Raw genomic sequence first — 26144 nt, 5'->3', positions numbered from 1 at the left:
GGGGAGGTGAGGCCGGAACATCTAAGTGCTAAATGACAGCAAGAAGGAGCAGGACAGGACGTAAATCATTAATGGAGGGGTTATATGAAAAAGTCCGGAATGTTGTGGGCACTTCTTTTAACGATAGCTGTCATCTTCGCAGGTTGTGATGGGAATAACGCAGCGGCACCCGACACGGCGAAGTCTAATGATCCCCAGAAGGCCGAGGACTCGAAGCCCGTAGCCAGCGGTGTCAGCACGGGGAGTAAGGAAGCTCCCGCACTCGCCAAACTCGTAGAGGAGGGGAAGCTGCCAAAGCTGGAGGAGCGGATGCCGGCAGCGGGGGACATCATGGTTGAGCAGGTCGCTGAGGAGATCGGCCAATACGGCGGTGACTGGACGATGGCCTGGACGGGACCTGGCGACAAATGGGCCGTCGGACAGCCGACGGAGGAAGCGTTGTTCCGCTTCAATGCGGACGGCACCGGGGTGGAACCAAACGTTGCCAAGAGTTATGAGGTGAATAAGGACTCCACGGTGTTCACGATCCATCTGCGCGAAGGCATGAAATGGTCGGACGGCGTGCCGTTTACGGCCGACGACGTGTTGTTCTATTGGGAGCATATGCTGACCAAGGAAACGTTCGGCAAGAAGATCTATGACGCCTATTATTCGGTTGATCCGGTAACGGGTGAGAGAGCGCTCGCTGAAGTGAAGAAGGTTGACGACTATACGTTCACCGTAACGCACAAGTATCCGAGCGTGCAGTTCCTCGAGCGGGTCGCGATTGATAATAAGTGGTTTTTCGCGCCGGCGCATTTCCACAAGACGATTCTTCCGGAGTTCGTCGGTGAGGCGAAAACCGCCGAAATTGCCAAGGAATGGGGTTATGAGGATGCGAAGGCGTTCCTCGTCGATACCGGTTACTACTACTGGCTACACCCGCAAATCCCAACGCTGCGTGCTTGGGTTGCTAGCACGGATCCGAATAGCGACCAGTTCGTCATGCAGCGCAATCCGTACTACTGGAAAACCGACCCCGAAGGCCATCAACTGCCTTACTTGGATCGCATTGTCGTGACCAAAGTTCAGGATCCGAGCCAAATTCTGCTGGGTACGCTGGCTGGCAACTATAATCTGGCGACTTACGGCGCGAAAGACTTTACGATTCTGAAAGAAAACGAAAAGAAGGGGGATTTTCGCGTCCTGCCGTGGACGCAGCCAAGCTGGACGAGTGCGGGCATCCAGCTGAACCAGACCACGAAGGATCCGAAGCTGCGCCAGCTGTTCCAGGATACCCGCTTCCGCGAGGCGCTCTCGATCGGGGTCGACCGTAACGAGATTACTGAAATCGTGACCAACGGCATCGCCGACCCGGTTCAGGCTTCTGTTCCGGAAGGCGTGTTCGGCTACCAGGAAGGATGGGCACAGAAGTGGGCCGAGTTCGACCCGGACCGCGCGAACCAGCTGCTGGATGAAATCGGCTTGAAACGCGGCAAGGATGGCTTCCGCACGTTCCCGGACGGCTCGGATCTCACCTTAACCGATATCGAATCAAGCACGAACGCAGATTCCTTCTTGGAGCTGCTGAAGAAGTATTTTGAAGATATGGGATTGAAGTTTAACGTCAAGGTCGTCGAGTCCGGCGCGTTTACGGATATGAAATACGCGAACGAAGTCCCCATTAACACCGAAGCGATTTCCGTCGCAAACGTCGCATTCCGTCCGGATACGCTTGTACCGTTGCGCGTGATCACGCCATGGTTTGGTCATTACGGTTTGTATACGGAGTCGGGCGGCAAGGAAGGCGTGAAGCCGGAAGGTGATGTCGCCAAAATCCTGGATCTCTGGTCGCAATTGAAAGCCAGTAGCTCCAAAGATGAAATCAATCGCATTGCTAACGAAATCTATAAAGTTCATATGGATAACCAATGGGTGATCGGCTACGCCGGCCCGACGCCAACGCTGGTCGTGGCCAGCAATCAAATGCGCAATGTTCCGGAGAAGGCCGTGTGGGCGGACGAATTCCGTTCCTTAGGTCACGGGCATCCGGCGCAGTTTTACCTGAAGCAATAAACTCGGCGATACAGGGAGGCGGCGGCGGGAAATCCAAGTTTCCCGTTGCCCACGTCTCCATGCCGGGCACGCGCGAAATCGCATTGGAGGGGACAGATCACAGATGCTTCAATACATTCTCAAGCGCATTTTATTGGCCATTCCCGTCGTCATCCTGATCTCGTTTATCGTCTTCTATATTATCCAGCTGCCTCCCGGGGACTACGTGTCCACCTATGCGGCGCAAATGGCGGCCGCGGGCGACAACATGACGGCGGAGGAAATGGATGAGATGAGAGAGAACCTGGGGCTAAGCGGTCCGGTATACGAGCAATATGCGGTCTGGATCAAAAAAATCGTGCTTCACGGCGATTTTGGCTTTTCGTTTAGCTACAACAAACCGGTTCTAGACGTCGTCAAGCAGTATATGGGCCTTACGCTTGTCGTCTCGTTCGTCACGTTGTTTTTCCATTATATCGTTGCGATCCCGATCGGCATCTATACGGCCGTGAAGCAGTATTCCGCAGGGGACTATTTCTTCTCGGGAATCAGTTTTATCGGCATGGCGACACCGAACTTCCTGCTGGCTATTATTCTGATGTTTTTCTCCTACAAATGGTTTGGGGACCCGCTGCTAGGACTGTTCTCGCCCGAATACGTCAATGCGCCGTGGTCTATGGATAAAGTGGTTGATTTGGCGAAGCACTTGATCATCCCGGTCATTGTCATCGGGATTGCGCATACTGCGGATCTGATCCGCGTCATGAGAGGCCAGATGCTTGACGAGTTGAACAAGCCGAATATCGTAACCGCCCGCGCGAAGGGCGTATCGAATCTGAAAATTCTGTTCAAATATCCGACGCGCGCCGCCTTAAACCCGATCGTAAGTACGCTCGGCTGGTCGCTATCTTCTATTTTTACGGGTTCGACCATTACCGCGATCGTCCTTAACCTTCCGATCCAGGGGCCGGTCATGTACAATGCCCTGTTGGGCCAAGACATGTACTTAGCCGGTTCATGGCTGCTGTTTATGGCGTTGCTTACCGTGCTGGGAACGTTGATCTCGGATATTTTGCTGGCTTGGCTTGATCCAAAAATTCGTACAGAGTTCAGAGGTAACTAACGATGAACACATCGACGATATTTAAGAAGAAAGTTCCGACAACCGCCAAAGTCCCAAGGCCAGGCAAGCAGGACGATAAATCGGACCTGAACTACAGCTCGCAATGGAAGCTGATGTACTTGAGGTTCAAGAAGCACAAGCTGGCCCGGATCAGCATTGTCATTCTCGGGCTGCTGTACATTGTCGCGCTGCTGGCCCAATTCATCGCGCCGTATAGCCTGCAAAGTTATGACAGTAAATACGTCAACGCGCCGCCAACGCTGCCGCGCTTCGTTGACGCCGAGGGGAAATTCCACCTTCGTCCCTTTGTCTATGAGTTGAAATCCGAGCGGGATCCGGAGACGATGCGCAAAATTTTCGTCAATAACGAGGAGAAGAGATATCCGCTGCAATTGTTCGTCAAGGGGGAGGACTACAAGTTCCTCGGCTTGTTCCGCACCGACATTCACCTACTGGGGGTTGAGCAGCCGGGGCGAATCTTCATGCTTGGCACGGACGGCATGGGCCGGGATTTATTCTCCCGCATTGTGCTTGGCAGTCAAATTTCGCTGTCAATCCCGCTAGTCGGGGTAGGCATCAGCTTCGTGATCGGCCTCATTCTTGGCGGAATCTCCGGCTACTTCGGCGGCTGGATCGATTCGCTGATCCAACGGATCATCGAGATTATCCGCTCGTTCCCAACGTTGCCGCTGTGGATGGCATTATCGGCGGCGATTCCGCCGCGCATCCCGGTCGTCACGATGTATCTCTACATCGTGATCATCTTCGCGTTGATCGGTTGGACGGATCTGGCGCGTGTCGTGCGGGGAAAGTTCATCTCGTTGAAAAATGAAGACTACGTCGTTGCAGCCAAAATCGCCGGGGTCAGCGATACGAAAATCATTATTAAGCATTTGCTGCCCGGCTTTATCAGCTACCTCGTCGTGGCGACGACGCTGGCGATTCCCGGCATGATTCTCTCCGAGACGGCGATGAGCTTCCTGGGCCTTGGCATTCGCTCCCCTGCGACAAGCTGGGGCGTGTTGCTGCAGGAAGCCCAGCAGATCGAGAACGTTGCCTTGTATCCGTGGAAGCTGTTCCCGCTGGGCATCGTCATATTAACCGTGCTGACTTACAACTTCCTGGGCGACGGGATGCGCGATGCCGCCGATCCATACAAGAAATGATTCAACGATACTATGAAGCGAGCGAGGGGACCGTATGACGACGCAACCGCTAGCAACCGAGCAGCCTCTGCTCTCGGTTCGAAACTTGAAGATTCGTATCCAGATGGACAACGGGGTTATGAATGCTGTGGACGGGGTTGATTTTGAAATTCAAAAAGGGAAGACCCTGGGGCTCGTCGGCGAGTCCGGCTGCGGCAAAAGCTTAACCAGCCGATCGCTCATCAGTCTCAATCCTAAGGAATGCGAGACGTCGGGTTCCATTCATTACCGCCCTTCCGACAGCGAGGGAGAGAAGGGGATTGACATCCTTTCTCTTGAACCCAACGGCAAGGCAATCCGCTCCATCCGCGGCCGCAGAATCTCGATGATTTTTCAAGAGCCGATGACGGCGTTCTCCCCGATGTATACGATCGGCAATCAGATCATGGAGGCGATTCGCATCCACCGGACGAAGGACAAGAAAGAAGCCAAACAAATTGCGCTCCAGATGTTATCCAAGGTCGGCATCTCGGACGAGGAGAAGCGGTTTGATCAATATCCGCACGAGTTCTCCGGAGGGATGCGGCAGCGCGCGATGATCTCGATGGCGCTGTCGTGCAACCCCGAGCTTTTGATTGCCGACGAGCCGACGACAGCGTTGGATGTGACCATTCAGGCGCAGGTGCTTGAACTGATGCGGTCGCTTCAGCAGGAATTTGGCATGTCGATCCTACTGGTTACGCACGACCTTGGCATCATCGCGCAGATGTGTGACGAGGTCGCGGTGATGTACCTGGGCAAAATCGTTGAGCAAGCGCCGGTGAAGGAATTGTTCCGCAATCCCAAACATCCTTACACCAAAGGCTTAATGAGATCGATGCCACGGCTTGGAGGGGGCAAGGAGAAGCGGCTGGAGTCCATCGAGGGCTCGGTGCCGATGGCAATCGATATGCCGCCGATGTGCAGCTTCTATGAACGCTGTAAGGACCGCATCGAAGGGGTGTGTAATGCGTCTGCCGTTCCGATAACCTCGATTTCCGAGGATCATACCGTCAGATGCTTCCTGTACTCGGAACCGGAAGGAGGCGAATCGCCTTGACGAAAGCCATGCTCGACGTTGTCGGGTTGAACAAGGAATTTCAGGTGAAGCCGAAGTCGGCGAAGTTATTCGCTAAGCCGACAAAGGTTCAGGTGTTAAGCGATATTTCGTTCGAGTTGTACGAAGGCGAGACGCTAAGTATCGTTGGGGAATCCGGCTGCGGCAAGACGACGCTGGGCCGTTGCCTGGTCAAAGGCATCCCCGCCACCACAGGGCAAGTCATTTACCGCACCGAAGAGGAGGAACGCGTCGACTTTCTGAAGCTGAAGGGAAAGGAAGCGAAGCGGCTGCGCAGAGATATCCAGATGATTTTTCAGGATCCTTACTCCTCTCTTAGCCCGCGCATGAGCGTGTTCGATATTATTTCGGAGCCGCTTGTCGCCAACTTCAAGCTGAGCCGGTCAGAGGTCGAAGAGAGAGTGAAGGATATCGCGGAAAAAGCTGGCCTCAACGCCAGTTATCTACGCCGTTATCCGCATGCATTCTCCGGCGGCCAGCGCCAGCGGATCGCCATCGCCCGCGCCCTGATCATGAAGCCGCGGCTGATCGTCTGTGACGAGGCGGTGTCCGCGCTGGACGTGTCCATTCAAGCGCAGATCATTAATCTGCTTAAGGATTTACAGGAACAGTTTAAGATTACGTATCTCTTTATTTCGCACGACTTGTCTATTGTGCAGAACATTTCAGATCGTGTTGCCGTCATGCATTTGGGACGTATCGTCGAACTGGCGCCAACGAAGGCGTTGTTCGCGGGTCCCAAACATCCGTATACGGAGGCACTTATGTCAGCCGTGCCGCAGCCCGATCCGGAAGCGGACCACAGCCGTATCATTCTGGATGGCGAGGTGCCGAATCCGGCCCATCCGCCGAGCGGCTGCCATTTCCATCCGCGCTGTGCCTACCGCACCGAGAAATGCGAGCTGCAATCGCCGGAACTCCGGGAAATCGCGGACGGCCATTCCGTGGCCTGCCACTATGCGGAACAATTAAACTTAAGAGGTGTACGCCATGATTGAACATGCCCCAGCCAATCCAAATCCAAGAAAGTTGATTATCTTCCTGGATTGCGGAGATACGATTATTGATGAAAGCACGGAGACAAGGGACGAGGAGGGCATCGTGCTTGACGGCCGGGTCATTCCCGGCGCGGACGTGATGGTGAAGACGCTGGCGGAGCGAGGATTCCGGCTGGCGATTGTGGCCGACGGCGCTGCGCAATCGTTCAAGAACCTGCTGACCCGAAACGGGCTGTATGAATATTTCGAGACGCTCATCTACTCCGAGAACATCCGTGCAACGAAGCCGAGTCCGCGGATGTTCAAGGCAGCGATGGGCGCGATGGAGCTGGATGAGTCTGATCTTCCCCGAATCATCATGGTCGGCAACAACTTAAGCCGCGACGCCAAGGGAGCAAATGCGCTCGGAATCACGAGCGTGTTCCTAAGCTGGACGCCGCGTTATCCGAAGACGCCGGCAGACGATTCGGAGATCCCGCAGTGTACAATTGGAACTCCGTTGGAGCTGATCGAACTGGCTGAAAGGTTGGATGCGAAGCTGTCCGAGAAAGGGAATGACGGTGAAGGGTGAGGTGACGGAGTCAGAGAACCCTAGTTGACAGCGGTGTATGCTGACGGGCAAACCGGAAGGCGTATCGATTGGAGGGGGGAGGATGCGTGAAGCGGGGATGCAGATGATGGCTTTCTTTTACATGTATGAAATCTATTTCCGGGTGCTCATCAGCGCATTGCTCGGACTCGTGATCGGCTTCGACCGCACGCACAAGAACAAGCCGGCGGGTGTGAAGACGTATACGTTCGTCACACTCGCGTCGGCGCTCATTACGATTATCTCGATCGAGAGCGTCGTTCAATACGGCCATTTGCACGACCGAACGATGATGGACCCGATGCGGCTTACGGCGCAAATCGTCAGCGGACTGGGGTTTCTCGGAGCGGGCCTCATCATGAAGGCCGGATTCGAGGTGAAGGGACTGACATCCGCGGCGATGATCCTATTTGCCGGCGGTGTGGGGATCGGGATTGGCGCCGGCTTCTACGGCATTGTGTTATTCACTGTAGTGATCGCCTTTGTCTTTGTGCGCATCGGCAGCTGGATCGAGCGAAGGGAACATGATCGGTTGGAGGCGGACCGATGCGAGATGGATGATCAGGATCATGCGGATCATTCAAACTGATCCACACCGCCGGAGGACGGAGATGAACAACGGGACGAAGCAGGCCTTTAGCTCTGCGGCGTCCCGTTTACCGTTCCTCATTTATCCGTCGATGCTTTGCGCTGCGCTGCTGCCTGCGGTATAACCCGTTGAGAAGGCGGCTGTAATGTTGTACCCTCCCGTATAACCGTGGATATCCAGAATTTCGCCGCAGAAGAAAAGTCTTTGCATCAGCTTCGATTGCATTGTTTTGGGGTCGATTTCCTTTAAATTCACCCCGCCGCCCGTGACGAAAGCTTCCTCAATGGATAATGTACCGTACACCCGAATGGGGAAACGTTTCATGAACTGGGCGAATTGCAGCCACCTTTGCTTCGGAATGTGGTCGTACGTCATGTGAGGATCTAACTCTGCCATCTGAAGAAGGATCGGGATGACTTTCTCAGGCAAATAAGCTTTTAATACGTTTTTAATTGATTTTTTGGGTTCTTGTTCCGCAAGCTTCAGAGTCTCTTTATAGACCTCGTCCATGCTTTTCTCGGGAGCAAAATCGACGGACACTTCAACATTGCCCACACCAAATTGCTTCAAAGCTTTGACGACGAACTGACTGCAACGTAAAGCAATCGGTCCTGATATCCCGAAGTGCGTGAACAACATGTCGCCTTGATGCTCGATGAGCCTTTTTCCCTTGGGATTCCATACGGAAAGAGAAACGTCTCTCAAGGAGAGCCCTTGCAGTTCCTTGCTTTGAATGAAGGGCTCGTTCGAGGTCAACGGAACTTCTGTTGGAAAAAGCTCCGTTATCGTATGTCCGGCGCTTTCCGCCCAGGCATATCCGTCACCCGTCGAACCGGTTTGGGGTACGGATTTCCCCCCAACAGCGACAATCACCGCCGTGCTTTCTAACACTTCCCCTGTTTTCAGCCTGACGCCGACGGTTCGCCCATTCTCATAGAGCACTTCCTCTACGGGGCTGTTTACTCTGATTTGGACACCTTGGGAGCGCACCTTGTTGATCAGCGCATCTACCACGGTTTTGGCTTTATCGGAGACAGGGAACATACGCCCGTTGTCCTCTTCTTTCAACTTGATCCCTAAACTCTCAAAGAACGCCATAATGTCCTGATTGCTGAAAGTGGTTAAAGCGCTGTACAGGAAACGTCCATTTCCAGGAATATACTTGATCAGCTCATCAAGCTCCTTCGCGTTGGTGACATTACATCTTCCGCCGCCAGAGATGCCCAATTTGCGCCCCAGCTTGTCCCCTTTGTCGATAAGAAGAACTTTGGCACCTTGCTTGCTCGCCGCAATGGCAGCCATCAGCCCGGAGGGGCCGCCGCCAATGACGATTACGTCTGCTTTTTTCATGTCCGTATCCTCTCGATTTGTACTTTCTTACTATTTTCTAAACTATGCATTATTGTAAAACTTTGTCGGCTATGATTTAATCGAAACTAGAGTTGTATTCTTGTATTCTTCCGCCTGAGGAGGGAGAACGTGGATGTTGTGAAAGAGATCATGCTTCAAGTGCTGATCGCCAGTTTACCGGCTTTTCTGTTTCCGTTGACGTTTGAGAAAAGAAATTGCTACTGGCAGCACAATAAACGTAAAGCCGAGGAGCGTCCCTTCGCCATAGGCTTAACGTATACCTGCTTCACCAGCACGCTGCTTTGCGACATCTTTGCCTCGCGGTTATGGGACGTTATCCCTTTAAATTATGGAATTTTACCCCTGTTTGCCCTGATGCTGTATGGCAGGTTTCGGGATGGGGTCGCCTTGGCTCTGATGCAAATCATACTCTATCCTTTATTTGCAGTAAATTACACCCTTGTTGGGTTTATCATGGAAACGGGGCTGCTCTTGTATCCCCTCGTCCTGCTCACTTCCCGTTATTTTAAAAGAACCAGCCGCCAAGGAAAAGTGGCCATCCTTTCCCTTTTCTTCATGGGTGGAGAGATGATGATCGGCTTGTCTCCATTTTTGGAAAACAATATGTCATTTCATTCCGACCTCAGCGCGTTGTCGAACGGGTTTATCAACATACTCGTGACGATGCTGGCCGGCAGCTTGTTTGTCTACATGATCGAGAGCACGCTGGAGAAGGAGAAGCTGCGAGGCCAAGTGTTGCAGCTGTCGCGTGAGTACTTCCGCGAAGCGGAGAAGCTTCAGCAGATGATGGACGCCGCTCCGCTTGGCATCGTCTTGCTGGATCAACAAGGCTCTATTATATCGATAAACGACACGTTTCTCCAATTATACCGGACGTACCGCGAGGAGTCGGAGGAGCTGCGGCGCGAGGATTTGTTGCTGCGCAAGCTGAACGATGTGCTCAGCGGTGTCCCAATCGAGTCGATCGCCTCCAGGGTCGAACAATCGCTTGAAGGCCAAATCAAGATGACCGACCTGATCAAAGCGAACGATCACATTTATTTTACCAGTACTTCGCCGATTCAAAAAAGTCACTCCAAGGAAGTCATCGGTGCGGTAGCTATTGTTCAGGATATCACCGAATTGGAAACGCTTCGAATGGAGCTGAACCATGTGGAGCGGCTGGGCCTGGTTGGCCAAATGGCCGCCGGCATTACTCACGAGATCCGCAATCCTATGGCGGTGGTCCGGGGCTTCCTGCAGCTTATGCGGGAGAAGAGCCCGCCGACGCTGGACCACTACTATCGAATCGTCATGGAGGAGCTGGACCGAGCTAACGGCATCATCAACGACTTTCTATCCCTGGCACAGAATCGTCCGGTTGAAAGCGAGAAATGCCATCTCCACGACATCATTAAGGAATTGACGCCGCTGCTCTGGGCGGACGGGAACCTTCGCGGGCAAACGATCGAGGTCAAATTGGACGATGCCTTGCCGCCATTGCTGCTGAACGCCAAGGAGATCAAACAGCTGATCTTGAACCTGTCGCGCAACGCGATGGAAGCGATGGAAGAGAAGGGACAGCTGACGCTCGAGACCCGGGTAGCCGAACAAGGAGCACTGTTGCTTGTCAGTGATACGGGACCGGGGATTCCTCCCGGGCAGCGGGAGAAGTTGTTCGAGCCTTTCTTCACCACGAAAGCGAAGGGGACAGGGCTTGGGCTGGCTTTATGCCTTAGCATCGTTGAACGCCACGGCGGCAAAATCAGCGTTGATTCGGCGGAGGGCCAAGGGACCACGTTTACCGTCCTTTTCCCGCTCTCCTAAGCCTCATTTCGCAGGGGAATGATGGGGAGCGGAGTTGCTTTCCTTCCTTATGAATGTATAATAAAATTAATCTGGCTAAGGGCGGCGCGAGGTGCGGCGCTTGGGTAATGGCCATTTTATTATGCTTAAGGAGTGATGGGTAATGTCGATGTCATTTGACCAATATATGCGAGACATGGTGCAACCGATGAGAGACGAATTGACCGTGTTGGGCGTTCAAGAGCTGCGCTTGCCGGAGGAAGTTGAAGAGAAGTTGCCAAGCGCGAAGGGGACGGCGCTCGTCGTCGTCAATTCCGTTTGCGGCTGTGCGGCGGGACAATGCCGTCCAGGCGTTGCGAAGGCGCTGCAACACGATCTGACACCGGACCACTTGTTCACCGTGTTCGCTGGACAAGATAAAGAAGCGACGGCGAAGGCCCGCGAGTATTTCGCGCCGTATCCGCCTTCTTCGCCTTCGATCGCTTTGATGAAGGACGGAGAGCTCGTGCATTTCATCGAGCGTCACCAAATTGAAGACCGTTCGGCTGAGGAAATCGCGGCCGATTTGACTAACGCGTTCGACCGGTTCTGCCGGTAGGCCGATCGCAGCGGCGGCCAATTAGCCGGCCGTGTTCGCCCCGTCATCCGGGCCTATCCGGATGGTCCGGGGCGTTTTTAGATTTAGGGTATACTACTTACATAAGGTGTAATATTTTGGATGCGGAGGGATTTGGATGAATTTGCAGCAGGAAATCATCAAACGGTTGGGCGTTAAACCGGTTATTGACGTGGATGAGGAAATTCGCCGACGCGTCGACTTCTTGAAGGAACAGGTCAAGGGAGCGCGCACGACAGGTCTCTTAATCGCCATCAGCGGCGGGATCGATAGCGCGGTGGCCGCTGGCTTATGCAAACGGGCGACGGACGAGCTAACGGAGGAAACCGGGCAGCCGTATATGACGCTGGGCGTGTTCCAGCCTTACGGGAAGCAGGAGGACATCGATCACAGCTACGAGGTGGCCAAGGCGTTTGGGCTAGAACAAACGGCGGAGACGAACATTGAGGAAGCCGTAGACGAAATCGCGCTTGAAGTCGAGCACAGTCTGAAAAATATCGGAAAGTCCCGTCACCTAAGCCATCAAGGCAAAGGGAATGTCAAAGCGCGGACGCGGATGGTCATGCAGTATGCGCTGGCCTTTGAGCTGAATCTGCTTGTCGTTGGCACTGACCATGCTTCCGAAGCGATCACCGGCTTCTATACCAAATGGGGTGACGGAGCCGTCGACGTTACGCCGCTGAGCTCGCTCAACAAACGCCAAGTTCGCCAGCTTGCCGCTCGCCTCGGCGTGCCGCAAAGCGTGATTGATAAGGCGCCAACCGCCGGTCTGTGGGAGGGGCAAACGGACGAGAAGGAGCTGGGGATCAGTTACGACGATAACAGTGATTATCTTGAAGGTAAGCCGGTTGATCCAGCAGTTCAAGAGCGGCTGGAGTCGTTCTATCGGAAGACGGAGCATAAGCGCAGCCCAATTCCGGGTATCTGATCTCTGAATACCACACATCGGTTTCACTACAACGCGAGCCTGGGTTATTGCCTGGAGACTCGCGTTTTTTGCCGTTTAGGCTTGGACTTAAGTCCAGGACAAATCCCGGACCGAGGCCTGTGGCGGCGGCGTGAGAAAACGCTATAATGCAGGGAGACATCACGAACGAGGCTTGCGCGGACTTGCGGATGGAACCGCCTGTGAATCTCTTTGCGACTTTGTCCGTATATATAACATGATCCATGTTATAGTCTTTATTTGGAAGAGGTATAGGATGGAGTTAAGTTGGGAGATTTGAGGAGGGGTTTCATTGAAGAACGTATTGACGATTTTTACGGCACCGGAGGAAACGTTTAAGCGGGTGCGGGAGAGCAAGACGGCTTGGTTGTTCGCGCTTGCGGTGCTGCTGGTGGTTTCCATCGTGGTGATCTACATGCAGATGCCGACGCTGGAGAAGGAGTTTCAACGGCAGTTCCAGAACCAGCAAATCGACGCGGGGATGCAGCAAACATTTATGGCCACGGCCAAAACGACGGCATACGTCATGGGCGCGATCGTGCCGGTGATCATGTTGTTTGTAACGGGATTGCTGCTGATGCTGTTGAATCTGGTGGTTCGTGGGGAAGGCAAATACATGCAGTTTGTATCCATCGCCGCATTTGCAGCTCTGCCGGGCATCGTGGGCAGCTTGATCACGGGGATCATGATCATGACGATGGACGTTCAATCGCAAACGGACGTTTCACTTAGCTTGGGGGCGTTTGTCACAGATAAGTCCAGTCAAATGTATCAATTATTATCCTTGATCAATCCGTTCTCCATTTGGAGCCTTGTGCTGTATATCATCGGCTCCTCGGTAATCATGAATCGGCCGCGCAAAACGGTGGCCACCTGGATTATTGCAGCTTGGCTCGTGATTTCGCTGGGCTCTCTGCTGCTGAGTTAAGTCCGCTATTATACATAAATAGGATAGGTGATGGACTTGTTCAAGAAGAAATGGTTTTGGGGTGCCGTCGTCGGATTGGCCGTCATCGTGTTGGTGATCACCAATATGGTGGGGCTCAATCGGGCGGCCGAGGTGAAGACCGCAGAAGTAACGATGGGGAAGATCGTCGAGCAGATTTTTACGAACGGCAAGCTGGAGCCGGGTCAGACAATGGCAGTATATGCGCCGGCAAGCGGCGTAGTAGGAGCGTTGAAGGTCAAGCAAGGCGATACGGTTAAAAAAGGACAGGTTCTATTAACGCTAAGTATGGAGCAGGTCAAGGAGCAGCTAGAGAAGGAGCAAATTAATCTGCAATTGACCGAAGCGGAGCGGCTGGCGGCCAAGAAGCAACATTTTGAAAGCTTCAAGCAGGCGTTTACCGATAACCCTGACCAGGAGCCGAAGGAGCTGGACCTCACCGCCTATGACTTACGTATTCGCTCCAGTCAACTGACGATCGAATCCCTGGAGAAGCAGCTCGCTAACCAGCAGGTGCTGGCTCCGGCGGACGGTGTGGTTACCTCACTAACGGTAAACGCGGGACAGATGCTTGCCGAAGGCGGGGAAATCGCGAAGATCGCCGATGTGAGCAGTCTGAAGGTTACGGCATACCTGAACGAGCTGGATGCAGGGAAGGCGGCGCAAGGGATGAAGACCGTCGTTACCGGCGAGGCCTTCGCCGACAGTTATGATGGCACCATCTCCTATCTCGCTCCAACGGCGGGGCTGTCCGATCCGACATCCAAGGATACATCCGTAGAGATGAAGGTTACCCTGGATCAGGTATCTCCGGAGCTTCGGCCGGGTTATAACGTGACGGTGGAAATGGAGATCCCCGACAAGGAGCGGTTGCTCGCACCGATCGACGCGGTTCAATACGACGGTGAGCAGGCTTACGTCTTTAAGGTCCAGGACGGGGTTGCCGTTAAATCGCTTGTTACCACGGGCAAGGAAGGCGAAGACCAAATCGAGCTGGTCACGGGAGCGGCCGCGGGGGATCTCGTCGTAGTGGAAGGCGGCGACAAACTGCAGGATGGCGCTAAGGTGAAGGTTCGATGATTACGCTAGAAGGCATTACTAAAGTCTACAAAAACGGCCCTCTCGAGGTGCAGGCTCTGATGCCGCTTGACTTGCATATCGAAAAAGGCGAGTTCGTAGCCATCATGGGCTCGTCGGGCTCCGGCAAGTCGACGCTGATGAACATTATCGGCTGCCTGGACATCCCGACCGCCGGCAGTTATGAGCTGGATGGAGATCCGGTGCAGTCCCTGAGCGAGGAGGAGCTGTCCCGGGTGCGAAACCGCAAGATCGGTTTTGTGTTCCAGAGCTTTAATCTGCTGGGAAGGCAAACCGTCCTGCAGAACGTCACACTGCCGATGATGTATGCCGGCATCTCCCGGGAGAAGCGGAACGAACGGGCGCTCGAGCTGTTGGGCAGGGTTGGACTAGCCGAACGGGTTAAGCATCGTCCGAATGAGCTTTCCGGCGGGCAGAAGCAGCGGGTGGCGATCGCCCGGGCGCTGACGATGAACGCACCGATTCTATTGGCCGACGAGCCAACCGGGAACCTGGATACGAAATCATCCTATGAAATCATGGAGTTGTTCAAAGAAATTCATGCCGATGGCACGACGATCGTGCTCGTGACCCACGAGCCGGATATCGCCGAGCATGCCGACCGGATTATTACGTTTGGGGACGGCCGGATCTTAAGCGACAAGCGTAAAGGAAGTGTTAGCCTATGAGCATTTGGGAGAGTATCCTCGTTGCCCTGGACAATCTCCGAATGAATAAGCTGCGTTCCTTCTTGACGATGATCGGCATCGTCTTTGGTGTCGCTGCAGTGGTTACGGTCGTGTCCATCGGGCAAGCCGGCCAAAGCTCGATTATGTCCGAAATGTCGAACTATGAAGATGGATATTTCTTGATTTATCCGAACTATAACAACGGAGAGCCCGATGACAACGCCTATTTCCGGCAGCGGGAATTGGCTGAAATCCGTAAGCTTCCGGGAGTGCGTTACGTATCTGCTTCGTCGACCTACGGCATGACGAGCAAATTTAAGAAGGATGATTTGCAATTCAGCGTGACCGGGACGACCTCGGAATCGCCGAAGCTGCAAAAGATCGATATGGTGGCTGGACGCTTCTTTAACTCTCAGGAGGAACGGGCGCGTCAAAAGACCATTGTGGTCGAGGCTAAATATGCAGATAAAGTGTTTGGGTCTGCACAAGGGGCAATCGGCCGGAAAATCCAGTTATCCGGGGGGCTGTTCCGGATTGTTGGGGTATATAAGGTACAGGAGAGCCTCATGAGCGGGATGGGCGGAGAGCGTTATACCGCTTACGCACCTATTACCGCCATGCCTACGGACGGGGAAGGGCCAAGTGATCGATTGGGTATGATCGAGGTCCTGCCCACTACGCCGGAGAGAATGGACGAGACGGTGGAGACGATCAAATCCTGGTTGGCGGATCGGAAGAACGTGAGCAAGGACGCTTATGTCTCGGAATCGGCGAAGGATGCCGAGCAGATGATCAAAAGCACGTTCTCCATTCTGCAGACGATTATCGGCTCCATCGCCGGGATTTCCCTGCTGGTCGGGGGAATCGGGGTCATGAATATCATGCTGGTCTCCGTGACGGAGCGGACTCGGGAAATCGGGATCCGCAAAGCGATCGGCGCAACGCCGGGGACCATTATGCTACAGTTCATGATTGAAGCGGTGATTCTCTCGTTCTTTGGCGGGACGCTTGGCGCGCTGCTGGGTTTATTGGCGGCCTGGGTGTTTGCTTTGATTTCAGGTTGGCCGTTTGTCGTCTCGATTTGGGCAATTTTGCTGGCCTTCGGATTTTCGGCTGCGGTGGGCATTTTCTTCGGGTTGTATCCGGCGAACAAAGCGTCGAAGCTGCACCCGATCGAATCGCTGCGTTACGAGTAATCATCAATATTTTAAAACAACAACCCGGTTCTCCATATGGAGGAACCGGGTTGGTTTATTTACGCGGGCCTTTGGTGTTGGGATTGTTGGGTCCGCCAGTTTAGGCCTTCGCCCCGGACGGCTGGACCGGGATGTAAATGTCGATCTGTTTGTTTTCCTTCGGCCAGCAGCGTTCGTCGTACCATTCGAAGTCGGGTGCGGCCACTTGCTCATAGCCGGACGACGGGAACCAGTTGGTGAAGATCTCGTCCCAGGTTTGCTGGATAGATGAGGTGAAGTCAGCTTCGCCGGCTGGCGGAGTGGTGAAGATGGCATAGGTGGCCGGCGGGATCCGAAACTCGGTTAGGCCTTCTTGAACCTTAGCCGTATCATCGACTTCAAAGCCGATGATATAACGGAACGTACCGTCTTCGTCTACGGTGGTGCAGACGCCCAGCTCGACGTTAGGGTGAAGCTTGCCAGGCACGCGAGAGCCCCATTGCTCACGCATGTATTTTTGCCAGAAAACCGGGATGTCTTTGTGATTCTCTCCTTCGACGGTGGACGTTTGCAGGGAAAATCCCAGGATACGCATGGACGGAACTTGCTCGATACGGTATTGCATGACATAATCTCCCCAATCGTAAGAAATTTGGGCAACGAAGTCTCGAAGCGGGTTGGCTCTGGGAACAACGTAAGGCGGACAACCGCGGCGGCGGCATTCCGTCGGCAAGATCCCGTACATTTTCCGGAAGGCCCGGGTAAAAGCCTCATGGGAGCTGAAGCCGCAATGCAGCGCAATCTCGAGCACCTTCAAGTCAGAATGGGTCAGGAGCTCGGCAGCTTGGGATAATCTGCGCTTCCGGACGTAAGAGGTCATCGTATCCCCGACAAAATAGAGGAACGTGCGATGGAAATGGTATTCGGAATAAAACATCGCCTTGGCCACCTCGGCTAACGTAAGCTCCTCGCCCAGCCGTGCTTCGATATATTCGATGCTTTGTTGAATGATGCGGATTTGGTTCATAACTGCCTCCAGACCGGTCTATGGCTATAGTATAACTGAATGCTGAATGCACTTCTTGATCATTCTTGCGGTTGGGTAGAAAGGGATAGGATCGGCCCTTGGCAAGACTCGCGCCGCTGCGGGTTCCCTGATACAATGGGGGGAGCGGTCGTTTACGGGCTTGTCCCCGGACGAGATGCTACGATAGAAGTAAGAAGGAAGAAGGGCTGCCTTTTGATTTTCGGAATCGGACATGACATCGTCGAAATTCAGCGTATGGAGCGCTTGTTGAACAAGGCGATCGGCGAGCGGTTTCGGCGGCGGATATTGACCGCTGCGGAGCTGGAGTTGCCGGGTCAATCGGCTCGTCCGGCGGAATTTCTGGCGGGGCGGTTCGCGGCCAAGGAAGCGGTCAGCAAGGCGTTTGGCTGCGGCATCGGTCATGTGCTCAGCTTTACCGACATGGAGATTTTGCCCGATGTGAACGGGAAACCATCGGTGGTTTTGACGCCGGAAGCTTGGGAACGGTTGGCGCTGCCTGGAGCCGGACGTGTTGAGGGCGGCGGATATGCCATACATCTTAGCATTACGCATGAGCGGCAGTTGGCTTCGGCCTTTGCCGTGGTGGAACGCGTGGAATAGAAGGAGAGCAGTATGCGGGGAAACAGGGAGACACGGATATTTTTCAGTACGGAGCTGCTCGGTTGGTACGAGCGGTCGAAGCGGGACCTGCCTTGGCGCAGGCACCGCGATCCTTATAATATTTGGATATCGGAGATCATGTTGCAGCAGACGCGTGTGGATACGGTTATCCCGTATTTTCATCGGTTTATTGAGCGATTCCCGACGATTGCCGATTTGGCGGCAGCGCCGGAGGAAGACGTGCTGAAATGCTGGGAAGGGCTTGGCTATTATTCGCGGGCCCGCAATTTGCAAGCGGCGGCTAAGCAGGTCATGGAGCGGCACGGCGGGACCGTGCCGAACACCAAGGCGGAGGTGTCCGCCTTGAAGGGGGTTGGCCCGTATACAACGGGGGCCATCCTGAGCATTGCGTTTAACCGCCCGGAGCCGGCGGTGGACGGGAACGTCATGCGGGTGCTGTCGCGCTACTTCCTGATCGAGGAAGATGTAGCAAAGGTTGGGACGCGTACCCTTATGGAGGAACTGGCCGCGGAACTGATCCCGGAAGGGCGGGCCTCCGATTTCAATCAGGCTTTGATGGAGTTGGGCGCGCTCGTCTGCACGCCTAAGTCGCCGCAATGCCTGACTTGCCCGGTGATGGCCCGCTGTGCCGGCCGGCTCGAAGGCGCGGAAGAGCGCCTGCCGATCAAGAGCAAGGCGAAGCCGCCGCGGCCGGAGTACCGGCTCACCGCCCTCGTCGAAGGCGGCGGGGCATTGGCCGGCCGCGTGCTCGTGCGCCGGCGGCCGGACACGGGGCTGCTCGCACGGATGTGGGAGCTGCCCCATATCCCCGCCGACGCCGTGCCGGGCGAAGGCGCCGGTTTGCCCGACGGCCCGGCGATGGACCGGCTGGCGACGGCGTTGGCCGCCGCCGGGGTGCCCGCCCGGCCGGGCGGGGCGCTGCTGAACGCGGAGCACACGTTCAGCCACATTCATTGGAATCTCCGCGTCTTTCGCTTTGACGCGGAGATTCCAATGCAGGCGCCGGCCGGCGGGGGCGTCAGCCCCGCGGCTGTGGCCGAGACCGCCGCGGCGTATGACGCGGCGGGCGGCGAAGACACAACCTCCGAGTACAGGTGGATCACTCGGGAGGACATGGACAACCTGGCGTTCCCAAATGTGTTCCTGCGCATTCTGAACGGATATTTTGGCTCGTAAAGGAGTAAAGTCGGCAGGAAGCGATAAATGGATCTAGACAGCAACTTGTAATAAGGGCGAGTGACTAATTAGAGGTTGTGTGGCTTGCTTGTGCAGTTGCAATATAACGTTATAACATCACCTTATTTGGCCCAAAATCCCAGTTTTGGGTCACTTAGCATTATAAAGTGTTCTTATATTCAGCACAGGAGCTCATTTGGGACATGACTTGGCCAAATAGCGGTAAATTGTAACCTTATTTCGGGCCTCGGCGCCACTTGGAGCTGTAATTCGGCCCAATAGAGCCATCATTTACCGCTATTTGCAATGAAGCGCATCCCCGGACTCGGATAGCGGTACTTATTGTCGTTATTCAGTCGACAGCAGAAGCCGGTTCAATGAGTAACAAGGGCGAGTGACTAATTAGAGGTAAGGGGCAGTCCGTCGGCGGCTGGCAGGTGTGAAGCACGGTGCTGGAATGGTGCGAAGTGCAGTTGTAGAAGTTTGGGTGGAGCGATAAAGGAACCAAGGACAGCAACTTGTCAGGGTGTTCTTGTGTTCAGCATCAAAGTCCATTTGGGACGTAATGTACCCCAATAGCGGTCTTAATTCCCGCTATCCGCCCGCAACAGCAAAAAGGGAAGGCGTCTACCACGCCTTCCCTTTTTGCCGTACCTGGAGCCCCGGCGCAGATGCCAATTACATCATCCGGTTCTCCACGGATTTCATATGGTTTTGCGTATCTGGCTCGCGGTGCTCCTCGCCCTCGACTTTACCGAGGTCGGGGGTTGCCCCGCTGCCGGTTACGCTGTGGGCGAAGTTCGTGAATTGCTGCTTATGCGCGTCCTCAGCGTGTTTGGCGGCGAGGAGCTCCTCCGGGTCATTCGTCAATTTACGCTTTTGCTTTGCCATAGATGTACCCTCCTTAGTAAGTAATGAACTCGGCGTTATTTCTTCGAAGCTTCGTAAAGACGGTTCACTTCGTCCCAGTTAATTACGTTCCAGAACGCCGCGATGTAATCCGGCCGTTTGTTTTGGTATTTCAAGTAATACGCGTGCTCCCACACGTCGAGGCCGAGAATCGGCGTCAAGCCTTCGGAGAGCGGGTTGTCCTGGTTTGGCGTGCTGGTGACGGCTAGCTTGCCGTCTTTGCCAACAACAAGCCAGGCCCAGCCGCTGCCAAACCGGGTTGTCGCCGCTTTGGTGAAATCCTCTTTGAACTTATCGAAGCCGCCCAGATCGCTGTCGATCGCACTTGCGACTGCACCGGTTGGCGCTCCGCCGCCGCCGGGGCCGATGACCTTCCAGAACAAGCTATGGTTGGCATGGCCGCCGCCGTTGTTGCGGACGGCCATACGGATATTTTCCGGAACGGCATCCAGGTTGGAGATGAGCTCCTCGACGCTTTTGCTCTGAAGGTCTGGCGCACTTTCCAGGGCTGCGTTCAGGTTGGTTACATAGGTATTATGGTGCCGGTCATGGTGGATATTCATGGTTTGTTCATCAATATGAGGTTCCAACGCGTTTGCCGGATAAGGCAACGCAGGCAATTCATGTGCCATGGTCGATCTTACCTCCCGTTTAATTTGGATCAAGCTTCGTCATTCGGGTGTAAAAGTAAGCAGGAACATTCACTCTCTTAACATCCGCATAACAATCCTATTATTGGTAACGCATAAAAATATATGCATAACTGTGAGACGTTTAAGGACGTTTTGCGAAAGTTCATAATTGTAAACGCTTAATATAAAGCGCTTTCAGAAGAAAATTGATGTATTTGGGGGATATCTATGGTTTAATGGACAAGGAAAGAGTTTTTTTCTCGTTTTTTGTCTGGAATCAAATATTCGGTTGATGTAAAACAGGGGGGTTCTTTTTACATCGGCCTATCTTGCGTGAAGAAAAGGGAGATCATAGCATGCGTATTCGTTCCTTTCAGTTGAGTGATGTAAATCAAGTGATGGAGCTATTGCAGGTGGCCTTATCGGAAGATTGCTACGAAGATACCAAGTGCGCGTTTGCCAGACAACTTTCTTGGGATTCCGAACTGATTATGGTTGCGGAAGTCGAGGAAGAGATCAAAGGAGTGCTGATCGGCACGATCGATCAGAATACGGGATGCATTTATCGCATGGCCGTACACCCTGAGTACCGCCGACGCGGCGTTGGCCGCAGCCTTGTATCCGCGATGGAACAACGGTTCCAGCAGCGGAATGTCCGTCGGATTATGGTCGCCGGAGACGAACATAATAAAGCGATCATGCCGTTGTATGAAGCGATGGGCTACGGAGCCAGCAAGTTTTTGGAGGCATTCCAGAAGCTTGGCATCGCGGCAGCCCGGACATTGACGGGATCCAATTGATTAAAACTTCCCAAATCAAAATTGGGAAATGTTGAAGCATATCTTCCATCCATTGCAAATGGGTGAAGGATATGCTTTTCTATTATATAGATTGTTTAAATTTGATGAGGTGCAGGATGGAACCGGTCATGGATTCGGATAGCAAGGCACAAGCGGACCTCGAGGGATCCGCCGGCAAACCGCAGAGTCGGTGGGCTGCGGAGTTATGGGAAATGTTGAAGACAGTCGTTATCGCCTTCGTGATCATGATGCTGTTAAACGTATTTGTGTTTAATTTATCGATGGTGAAGGGGCAGTCGATGCAACCCACCTTGGAGGAGCAGGAGCGGCTGTTTGTGGACAAGATTGTGTACCGGTTTGGCCATCCAAAACGCGGCGAAGTCGTCGTGTTGAAGGATCCCAGTGTCGATGCCGACCGGAAACCGTTTCTGGTTAAGCGAGTCGTGGCGGTACCCGGTGATACGGTCGAGGTACGGGACGGTCAACTGATTGTAAATGGGGAGTCCCAGAACGAACCGTACACCGACTCGGCGATTGAGGACGGTGACATGTCTGAGGTTCAGCTCGGCGCGGGGGATTATTTTGTGATGGGCGATAACCGTCATGCCGGACGGAGTAAAGACAGCCGTTATTTCGGCAGCGTGAAGGAGAAATGGATCGTTGGCCGCGCTGAATTTGTCTTTTGGCCGATCGCCAAAATCCGTGATTTATAAGCCGTATGCTTGGGAGGATGAATCGTGAAGGAAGTTATGATTTATACGGACGGGGCTTGTTCCGGGAATCCGGGCCCAGGGGGATGGGGCGCAGTGCTGCTGTTTAACGAGCATCGGAAGGACCTGTCCGGCGGCGAGAAAATGACGACGAACAACCGCATGGAGATTCAGGCGGTCATTTCGGCGCTTAGCCATCTGAAGGAGCCCTGCCAGGTGAAGGTCTACAGCGACTCCGCCTACGTGGTCAACTGTTTTCAGCAGAATTGGATCCGCGGGTGGTTGAAGAACGGATGGAAGAACAGCAAAAACCAGCCCGTCGAGAATCGCGACCTTTGGGAAGAGCTTTGGCGGCTCATGGGCATCCATAAGGTGGAGTACGTGAAAGTGAAGGGGCATAGCGACAACGAGCTGAACAATCATTGCGACCTGTTGGCTCGGGAAGCGATTAAACGTTTATCTTCATAAAAATAAAGCACAGCAACATGAGCAGCAAGGAGGGGGAACAGATGCCAATGACGGAAGCTGGCTTTGCCCGCTTACCGGCTGGGGAAAGCCGCTGGGCTGGGCTGAAGCGGGAGATCCAGGAAGCGGCCGCGGAGCTCGGCATCGACGATATCGGATTTGCCAGCGCAGATCCGTTTGTGTCGCTAAAGGCGATTCTACAGGACCGGCGCGACAAAGGTTATGAATCCGGCTTCGAGGAGCCGGATCTCGAGAAGCGGGTGCACCCGGAATTGTCGCTTGCGCAGCCGGCTTCGTTGATCTCGATCGCGGTGGCGTATCCGTCGAAGATGGAGGATCCTCCAAAGTCGGCGCCTGGCGAGCGGCGGGGCATTTTGGCACGTTCCGCCTGGGGGCGGGACTATCATCAGGTGCTCCGCGAAGCGATGGAGAAGCTCGAGGGCTTCATCCGCGAGCGCGTGCCCGAAGCGCGAATCGAAAGCATGGTCGACACCGGCGCATTGGTGGATCGGGCGGTGGCGGAGCGGGCGGGGATCGGCTTCAAGGGCAAAAACTGCGCGATCATATCTCCGAAGTGGGGATCGTGGATTTACCTCGGCGAGCTGATCACGAACGTGCCGTTTCCTCCGGACTCGCCGGTAACGGAGGACTGCGGCGACTGCACCAAATGCATCGACGCGTGCCCGACGGGAGCGTTAGTTGGCCCCGGTGAGCTGAACGCGCAGCGGTGCATTTCTTTTTTGACGCAAACCAAAGGGTTTGTGGATGAAGAATTTATGGTCAAAATCGGTAACCGTCTGTACGGCTGTGATACATGCCAGGTCGTCTGCCCGAAGAACAAAGGCAAGTCCTGGAACCATCGGCCGGAGCTGGCGCCGGACCCTGAGAAGGTGAAGCCGCTGCTGCTGCCGCTGCTAGACTTAAGTAATCGCGAATTCAAAGAACGTTTCGGTGACAGCGCCGCAGCCTGGAGAGGCAAGAAACCAATCCAACGTAATGCGGTTATTGCGCTAGGTAACTTCAAAGATTCAGCTTCCGTGCCGAAATTAATAGATATACTGCTTCATGATCCACGACCGGAGTTAAGGGGAACCGCAGCTTGGGCATTAAGCCAAATCGGGGGCATGGAGGCCGAAGAAGCGATCGGCCGGGCGCTTGACGCCGAGCAGGAAGAAGAAGTACGGGTTCGGCTTCGGGCCGCCGAGCAGAAGCTGCAGGCTTCTATCGGGGACTGATATCCGGCAGGGAGGATAACAATCATGCGTTTCATCAGTATCGAGGATATCGAACCGGGGCAATTTTTGGGCAAAACCGTGTATTCCGCTAACGGGACCGTACTTTTATCGGCAGGGGTCCAGCTTACGGTGTTCATGATCAACACGCTGAAGCGGATTGGCGTGACCATGTTATATATTAAGGATCCGGATTACGAGAATATCGAAATCGAGGATGTGCTCAGCGAGTCAACCAAGCAGGCGGTGTTCCGGGAGATGTCCGAAACCTTGCAGGCGATCCGCTCCGGGAAGGATTGGAGCACGCGCAAGATCAACGCCAGCGTCGATTCTCTGCTGACCGACGTGTTGAATAATAAGGAAGTGTTGCTGCAGCTCACCGACATCCGGACGGTGGACAATGCCTCTTACCTTCATGCGGTTAACGTCAGCCTGATCGCTTCGATGATCGGGCTTAACTTGGGGTTGGGATATTCGCAGCTCAAGGATTTGGCCATCGGCGCGTTGCTGCACGATATCGGTAAATCGCTGGAGCTTCCAGAGGGGGCCAATCCGGAGGATCCCAAAAATCATCATACGTGGCGGGGATACGAGTTGCTGCGCCACAAACGTGAATTCAATCTGTTGATCGCCCACACGGCGCTGCAGCATCATGAGCGTCCGGATGGCAACGGTATACCGCGAGGACTCGCGGGAGAGGAAATCCATCTGTTCCCGCGGATCGTTGCAGTCGCTAACATGTATGACAATTTGATCAGCGGCGGAAGTAAGGACGGACGGGTGTTGTTGCCGCATGAGGCCTGTGAGCACATGATGGCCTGCTCGGAGCAAGAGCTGGATCACGAGGTGCTTGTAGAATTTACGCGCATCATCTCTGTTTATCCGAACGGGACTTCGGTCCGTCTCGGAACGAAAGAGACCGGGGTGGTTGTAAGACAACACCGGGGATTGCCGGGCCGACCCGTCATTCGGATCGTGCGGGGCACCGGCGACGAGCTGGACGTGAACGAGGTTGACCTAGCGACGGAAACCACGTTGTTTATCGAGGCGGTTTTGGCCTGAATCCTTGAATCGCGACAGGCTGAATGCTATGATATTTGGAGTGCGCCGGCCTTTACAGCAGGGGCTGCACGATTATATTCCAGGGGTGGCTGAAACATGGATATCGTTATTCCAATCATTACTTTAATCGTCGGGCTGGTCGGCGGCTTCGCGATCGGGGTCTTTTACCTCCGCAGACAACTTACGAAGATGCAGAGCGATCCGGAGATGCTGCAAAAGATGGCGAAGCAAATGGGGTACAACCTGAACAGCAAGCAGATGCAACGCGCACAGCAGATGATGAAAAATCAAGGCGGACAAGCGCCGGTACCGGGCCGTCCGACAAAGAAGAAAAAATAAAAGAAACGTTTCACATATTTCATGTGAAGGGAGGAGGCGCTGAAGATGGCTGGATTGAAAGATTACGTAAATAAGCAAGTAGGCGACAATCGGGAGCAAATTGAACATCATGTTCGGGAAATCCTGAAATTGATCGGGGAAGACGTGGAACGTGAAGGACTACTGGAAACCCCGGCCCGGGTGACCCGGATGTATGAGGAGATCTTTGCCGGATATGAAGTGGATCCCCGTGAAGTACTGGGCGTGACCTTTGAGGAGAATCACGAGGAACTCGTCATAGTCAAAGACATCGTCTACTATAGTCAATGCGAGCATCATATGGCGCCTTTCTTCGGCAAAGCCCATATTGGCTATATTCCGAGCGGCCGGATCGCCGGGCTCAGCAAGCTGGCTCGTCTGGTTGAAGCGGTGACCCGCCGATTGCAAGTGCAGGAGCGGATTACCTCGCAGATTGCTGACATCATGGACGAGGTGTTGCAGCCGAAAGGTGTGATGGTCGTCGTCGAAGGCGAGCATCTGTGCATGTGCGCCCGCGGCGTCAAGAAGCCGGGCAGCAAGACCGTAACCTCGGCCGTACGCGGAAGCTTCCGCAAGGATGCGGCTGCACGGGCGGAGTTTTTGTCGCTCATCAAAAATTAGTTTTTATAAAAGACCTTTGGTTTCGAGGATTATGCCTCGTTAACTGAAGGTTTTTTAGTTTTGAGATGGGTTTGCGTATCATTATCCTATTTAGCGATATGGTTAAGAATGGGAGGAAGGGACTAAAAAAACAATATATCGATAGTGAAAACATAATTGGTATATAATAACAATAAGTGATCTGGCCGGAACCTATTATATTATAGGAGGCCTAGTCAATGAAACTAAAAAGCTATAGTATCATTTTCCTTAGCATTATTTTTTGTTACCTCAAGTTCAAGTGCATACGCTGGTTCAAATATTACGAATAT

The 26144-nt window shown here is 54.0% G+C and carries 26 protein-coding genes and 1 pseudogene; 23 read left to right on the top strand and 4 right to left on the bottom strand.

Annotated features, from left to right (window positions below; genetic code table 11):
* Positions 1–84: 84 nt before the first annotated feature.
* The 7 genes from M0651_RS17490 to M0651_RS17460 all read left to right on the top strand — a co-directional run bounded on the left by M0651_RS17490 (position 85) and on the right by M0651_RS17460 (position 7595).
* Positions 85–2055: an ABC transporter substrate-binding protein gene (locus M0651_RS17490; protein WP_248553013.1), complete on the top strand. Its 1971-nt coding sequence runs from the start codon at positions 85–87 to the stop codon at positions 2053–2055.
* A gap of 103 nt (positions 2056–2158) precedes the next feature.
* A complete protein-coding gene (locus M0651_RS17485; protein WP_248553012.1) occupies positions 2159–3157 on the top strand; it encodes an ABC transporter permease in 999 nt (332 codons plus the stop codon).
* A gap of 2 nt (positions 3158–3159) precedes the next feature.
* Positions 3160–4323, top strand: coding sequence for an ABC transporter permease (locus tag M0651_RS17480; protein WP_248553011.1), 1164 nt, complete (start codon positions 3160–3162; stop codon positions 4321–4323).
* A 34-nt stretch (positions 4324–4357) separates the two neighbouring features.
* Positions 4358–5401: an ABC transporter ATP-binding protein gene (locus M0651_RS17475; protein WP_282577974.1), complete on the top strand. Its 1044-nt coding sequence runs from the start codon at positions 4358–4360 to the stop codon at positions 5399–5401.
* Positions 5398–6417 carry an ABC transporter ATP-binding protein gene (locus M0651_RS17470; RefSeq protein ID WP_248553010.1) on the top strand — a complete coding sequence of 340 codons (1020 nt, stop codon included), beginning with the start codon at positions 5398–5400 and terminating at the stop codon, positions 6415–6417. Before M0651_RS17475 ends, M0651_RS17470 begins: the two co-directional genes overlap by 4 nt.
* Positions 6410–6988 carry an HAD family hydrolase gene (locus M0651_RS17465; protein WP_248553009.1) on the top strand — a complete coding sequence of 193 codons (579 nt, stop codon included), beginning with the start codon at positions 6410–6412 and terminating at the stop codon, positions 6986–6988. Before M0651_RS17470 ends, M0651_RS17465 begins: the two co-directional genes overlap by 8 nt.
* Before the next feature lie 82 nt (positions 6989–7070).
* Positions 7071–7595: an MgtC/SapB family protein gene (locus M0651_RS17460; protein WP_372490991.1), complete on the top strand. Its 525-nt coding sequence runs from the start codon at positions 7071–7073 to the stop codon at positions 7593–7595.
* 81 nt (positions 7596–7676) lie between these two features.
* Here M0651_RS17460 and M0651_RS17455 read toward each other — a convergent pair whose 3' ends face one another.
* On the bottom strand, positions 7677–8945 hold the full coding sequence (locus M0651_RS17455; RefSeq protein ID WP_248553008.1) for a BaiN/RdsA family NAD(P)/FAD-dependent oxidoreductase: 1269 nt from the start codon (positions 8943–8945) through the stop codon (positions 7677–7679).
* A gap of 129 nt (positions 8946–9074) precedes the next feature.
* Here M0651_RS17455 and M0651_RS17450 point away from each other — a divergent pair, with 129 nt between their 5' ends.
* The 7 genes from M0651_RS17450 (at position 9075) to M0651_RS17420 (ending at position 16221) form a co-directional block, all read left to right on the top strand.
* Complete coding sequence (locus tag M0651_RS17450) at positions 9075–10772, top strand: two-component system sensor histidine kinase NtrB (protein ID WP_248553007.1); 1698 nt, start codon at positions 9075–9077, stop codon at positions 10770–10772.
* Positions 10773–10914: 142 nt separating this feature from the next.
* Positions 10915–11349 carry a BrxA/BrxB family bacilliredoxin gene (locus M0651_RS17445; protein WP_248553006.1) on the top strand — a complete coding sequence of 145 codons (435 nt, stop codon included), beginning with the start codon at positions 10915–10917 and terminating at the stop codon, positions 11347–11349.
* Between the two features lie 136 nt (positions 11350–11485).
* The gene (gene nadE / locus M0651_RS17440) at positions 11486–12295 is read left to right on the top strand and encodes an NAD(+) synthase (protein ID WP_248553005.1); all 810 of its coding nucleotides are present in this window, start codon (positions 11486–11488) and stop codon (positions 12293–12295) included.
* A gap of 310 nt (positions 12296–12605) precedes the next feature.
* Positions 12606–13241, top strand: coding sequence for a Yip1 family protein (locus M0651_RS17435; protein WP_248553004.1), 636 nt, complete (start codon positions 12606–12608; stop codon positions 13239–13241).
* 30 nt (positions 13242–13271) lie between these two features.
* Complete coding sequence (locus M0651_RS17430; protein WP_248553003.1) at positions 13272–14339, top strand: efflux RND transporter periplasmic adaptor subunit; 1068 nt, start codon at positions 13272–13274, stop codon at positions 14337–14339.
* Positions 14336–15025 (top strand): ABC transporter ATP-binding protein, encoded by a 690-nt coding sequence (locus M0651_RS17425; RefSeq protein ID WP_248553002.1) that lies wholly within the window; start codon positions 14336–14338, stop codon positions 15023–15025. The genes M0651_RS17430 and M0651_RS17425 overlap by 4 nt, the downstream gene beginning before the upstream one ends.
* Positions 15022–16221 (top strand): ABC transporter permease, encoded by a 1200-nt coding sequence (locus M0651_RS17420; RefSeq protein ID WP_248553001.1) that lies wholly within the window; start codon positions 15022–15024, stop codon positions 16219–16221. Before M0651_RS17425 ends, M0651_RS17420 begins: the two co-directional genes overlap by 4 nt.
* Before the next feature lie 100 nt (positions 16222–16321).
* Here the strand turns inward: M0651_RS17420 and M0651_RS17415 are convergent, their stop codons facing one another.
* Positions 16322–17227: an AraC family transcriptional regulator gene (locus M0651_RS17415; RefSeq protein ID WP_248553000.1), complete on the bottom strand. Its 906-nt coding sequence runs from the start codon at positions 17225–17227 to the stop codon at positions 16322–16324.
* A gap of 213 nt (positions 17228–17440) precedes the next feature.
* On the opposite strand from M0651_RS17415, the gene acpS reads away from it, so the two are divergent.
* Together acpS and mutY are read left to right on the top strand one after the other, a co-directional pair.
* A complete protein-coding gene (gene acpS, locus M0651_RS17410) occupies positions 17441–17848 on the top strand; it encodes a holo-ACP synthase (protein WP_248552999.1) in 408 nt (135 codons plus the stop codon).
* 12 nt (positions 17849–17860) lie between these two features.
* Positions 17861–19045, top strand: a complete 1185-nt coding sequence (gene mutY / locus M0651_RS17405) for an A/G-specific adenine glycosylase (protein WP_248552998.1) — start codon at positions 17861–17863, stop codon at positions 19043–19045.
* Between the two features lie 678 nt (positions 19046–19723).
* Here the strand turns inward: mutY and M0651_RS17400 are convergent.
* Positions 19724–19936: a hypothetical protein gene (locus M0651_RS17400; RefSeq protein WP_248552997.1), complete on the bottom strand. Its 213-nt coding sequence runs from the start codon at positions 19934–19936 to the stop codon at positions 19724–19726.
* 35 nt (positions 19937–19971) lie between these two features.
* Positions 19972–20586 (bottom strand): superoxide dismutase, encoded by a 615-nt coding sequence (locus M0651_RS17395; protein WP_248552996.1) that lies wholly within the window; start codon positions 20584–20586, stop codon positions 19972–19974.
* 356 nt (positions 20587–20942) lie between these two features.
* Between M0651_RS17395 and M0651_RS17390 the strand changes: the two genes are divergently transcribed.
* From M0651_RS17390 to folE, 7 genes and pseudogenes are all read left to right on the top strand, one after another.
* Positions 20943–21386: a GNAT family N-acetyltransferase gene (locus M0651_RS17390; protein ID WP_155607234.1), complete on the top strand. Its 444-nt coding sequence runs from the start codon at positions 20943–20945 to the stop codon at positions 21384–21386.
* Between the two features lie 116 nt (positions 21387–21502).
* Positions 21503–22099: a signal peptidase I gene (gene lepB, locus M0651_RS17385; protein WP_372490989.1), complete on the top strand. Its 597-nt coding sequence runs from the start codon at positions 21503–21505 to the stop codon at positions 22097–22099.
* A 24-nt stretch (positions 22100–22123) separates the two neighbouring features.
* Positions 22124–22564 carry a ribonuclease HI gene (rnhA, locus tag M0651_RS17380; RefSeq protein WP_248552994.1) on the top strand — a complete coding sequence of 147 codons (441 nt, stop codon included), beginning with the start codon at positions 22124–22126 and terminating at the stop codon, positions 22562–22564.
* Positions 22565–22611: 47 nt separating this feature from the next.
* Positions 22612–23778 (top strand): annotated as a pseudogene (queG, locus tag M0651_RS17375) (tRNA epoxyqueuosine(34) reductase QueG); the annotation flags it as partial.
* Positions 23779–23820: 42 nt separating this feature from the next.
* Positions 23821–24855, top strand: a complete 1035-nt coding sequence (locus M0651_RS17370; protein WP_248552993.1) for an HD-GYP domain-containing protein — start codon at positions 23821–23823, stop codon at positions 24853–24855.
* Positions 24856–24951: 96 nt separating this feature from the next.
* Positions 24952–25194, top strand: a complete 243-nt coding sequence (locus tag M0651_RS17365; protein WP_155607230.1) for a YneF family protein — start codon at positions 24952–24954, stop codon at positions 25192–25194.
* Positions 25195–25239: 45 nt separating this feature from the next.
* A complete protein-coding gene (gene folE / locus M0651_RS17360) occupies positions 25240–25833 on the top strand; it encodes a GTP cyclohydrolase I FolE (protein ID WP_248552992.1) in 594 nt (197 codons plus the stop codon).
* The last annotated feature ends 311 nt before the right edge of the window (positions 25834–26144 follow it).

Source organism: Paenibacillus mellifer (genome assembly GCF_023195895.1).
Classification (GTDB): domain Bacteria; phylum Bacillota; class Bacilli; order Paenibacillales; family Paenibacillaceae; genus Fontibacillus; species Fontibacillus mellifer.
Note: the sequence above shows the minus strand (reverse complement) of the source record. Positions and strands in the feature narration are given on the sequence as shown.